3 protein-coding genes are annotated in these 2,489 nt (G+C 70.9%); all 3 read right to left on the reverse strand.

All coding sequences use genetic code 11. The annotated features are described in order from the left end of the window. Positions 1-60: 60 nt before the first annotated feature. The 3 genes from LCE31_RS38790 to LCE31_RS38800 are packed head-to-tail and all read right to left on the reverse strand — an operon-like array spanning position 61 to position 2,477. On the reverse strand, positions 61-1,431 hold the full coding sequence (locus tag LCE31_RS38790; RefSeq protein ID WP_225022932.1) for an SCO6881 family protein: 1,371 nt from the start codon (positions 1,429-1,431) through the stop codon (positions 61-63). A 39-nt stretch (positions 1,432-1,470) separates the two neighbouring features. Then, on the reverse strand, positions 1,471-2,163 hold the full coding sequence (locus LCE31_RS38795; RefSeq protein WP_225022934.1) for a hypothetical protein: 693 nt from the start codon (positions 2,161-2,163) through the stop codon (positions 1,471-1,473). Continuing rightward, complete coding sequence (locus tag LCE31_RS38800) at positions 2,163-2,477, reverse strand: DUF6112 family protein (protein WP_225022936.1); 315 nt, start codon at positions 2,475-2,477, stop codon at positions 2,163-2,165. Before LCE31_RS38800 ends, LCE31_RS38795 begins: the two co-directional genes overlap by 1 nt. Positions 2,478-2,489 lie beyond the last annotated feature (12 nt).

Consider the following 2,489-nt stretch of genomic DNA (forward strand, 5'->3'; position numbering starts at 1 on the left):
GGTGGAACCCGGGGGCGGGAGGGCGTGTGCACCTCCCGCCACCGGGAGTCGGGCAGAGGGTCACAGACCGGCCGGAGGCGGCGGGGCCGAGCCGTTCGACGTTGTGTTGTGCGAACCCGAGGAAGGGGGTGCGCCCTGCGGTGGCGCAGTGGTGACCGGCGGTGTGGACTGCCACCCGCCGCCGTGGCCCGAGGCGGCATTCGCGCCCGGTCCGCTCGGCCCCGGGCTGCCGCCCACCTGACTGCTGGTGTCATCGGACGCGCTCGTCGGCGCGGGCTGGACGGCCTTGTCCAGGCCGGATGTGACTCGCTCGCCACCGGGCGAGAGTCCCGATCCGCCGCTCTGCGGACCTTCCATACTCTCGCCACCTGCGCTGGTCGGGTTGGCGGCGATGTCGCCGGGGAAGCCGCCGCCCGCAGCATCGGAGCCTTGCGTTGCCGCGCCCGCCCCGGCCGCGCCACCACCGGTTGAGGCGGTGGTAACGGCGGAGGCCGCCTTGCGGACGCCCTTCTCGGCGTGTGCCCTGGCGATCTGGGCTCCGGCGCCGCCCGCGCGGTGGATGGACTCCCCGTCGGTGCCCTCGGCCGCCCAGTGCACGAACTTGAAGACCGCGTAGGGGCACAACAGCACCAGCACCATGATCACAATGCCGGTCATGACGTCGGCGAGGGCGCTGATGCCGTCCTTGGCCTGGGTGTCTCCCATGGCGGCGATGCCGAGGACGAAGATCACAGTCATCAGCAGTTTGCTGACGACGAGGGTGGCGGTGGCCTCGATCCAGCCCTTGCGCCAGCGGCGGGCGACCTCCCAGCCGCCCCCGGCCGACGCGAAGATCGCGAGGGTGACCATGACGAGGATGCCGACCTTGCGGACCATCATCACGCACCAGAACAGCAGAGCGCCGGCGGCGGCGCCGAGCCCGGCGATGACCGGGACGAGCCAGCCCAGCGGGGAGAGGGCGCCGAGCTCGTCGACCTTCACGATGCGGCGCACCGCGGAGGCGATGTTCAGATGGGCGGTCGCGAGGAGGCCGTCGGAGAGAGCGTCGACCACCTCGACGGCGACCGTGGTCAGGGCGATGGCACAGAACGCGAACAGGACGCCTGCTACGGTGCCGGTGAATGCCTGGGCGAGGGCTCGCCCGTCGCGTCGGATGGCGGCCCGCACGAGTTGTGCGCAGAAGGTCGCCACGAGCAGGACCAGGCCCAGGGGCATGAGTGTTGTGTAGTTGTCGCGGAACCAGGTCGCGTTCAGGTCGACCTTGGTGGTGGTATCGACGGCTTTGGCTGCCATGTCGGCGGCGGTGGCGGCCAGTTCGCCTGCCGATTTGGCCAGCCAGTCGCCGATGGCCTTGCCGGGGTCGGAGGCGAAGTCGACCGCGTCGCCGACGGTGCACAGCTGGTCTGCCAGGGGGAGATCACAGAAACCCACGAGGAACTGTCTCCCTCCTTTCGGTGGGTCGGGCGCGGGTCACTGGGTGACGCTCGGAGCGATGGCGGCCAGTGTGCAGTCGTGTCCGGGACGGCACTGGACCGCGAGGGTCACGGCTTGTGCTTCGGCGCCGGCGCCGCCCTTCTTCCAGGTGATGTGCTGGGTGCCGTTGACGGTGACGGCGTAGATGTATGCCTGGGTGATCGCCGAGGGATCGTCTGCCACGGCGGTGGTGAATGCGGAGGGGAAGTGGCCCTCGGTGACCGTGGCGGTGGCGTGCTGGCCCTGGTCGGCCATCCGCGACCACAACAGCGGGTCGGGGACCTGGCCGGAGACCGACGCCCAGTCGGCGTACTTCGTCTCGGTGGTCATCCATGCGCGCATGTCGGCGAGCTGCTGATCGCGGCTGGTGTCACGGGTGTCGTAGGACCACAGCATCTTCGCGGCGGCCTTGGCGTAGGCGACCGGATCGGCGATCTGCGGCGGCCTGGGCACGGAACCCGATCCGGTCCTCGGTATCCGGGCAGCGTCGGTGGGTGAGCGACTGCTCGCGGGGGCGGGGAGTGCGCGGCCGGGATCGGGGTGGCTGTCCCTGCTGCCCGAGAGCCAGGCGACGGCCGCGGCGCGGGCGAGCAGGACCGCCACGACGGTTGCCATGATCGCGATGCGCTTGTTGGCCGACCACCCGACGCCGAAGGAGGACAGAGAGAGGGCGGGGAGGATTTTGCGCATCAGTGGACCTGCGAGCCGAGGGCCGAGAAGAACGCGACGATCCCGTTCGCGGCACCCAGGCCGAGGGCGGCGCCGGCGGCGACGACGGCGCCTTTCTTTCCGTTGGCCTCGGCCTGGTGGCCACCGGTGTGGTGGCCCCAGGCCCATACGCCCAGCGAGACGGCGAGAGCGCCGACGACGGCGATGATCCCGAACAGGTTGATGCTGTTGACGACGTTCTTCAACACGGCGAGGCCGGGCAGGCCACCGCCCTTGGGCGAGATGCCCGGGTTGTAGGCGAGCTGGATGACACGGGCGGCGAGAGGGGCGGGCATGGGGGTGGCGCT

It is taken from the genome of Streptomyces sp. 8L (assembly GCF_020176795.1).
GTDB lineage: Bacteria > Actinomycetota > Actinomycetes > Streptomycetales > Streptomycetaceae > Streptomyces.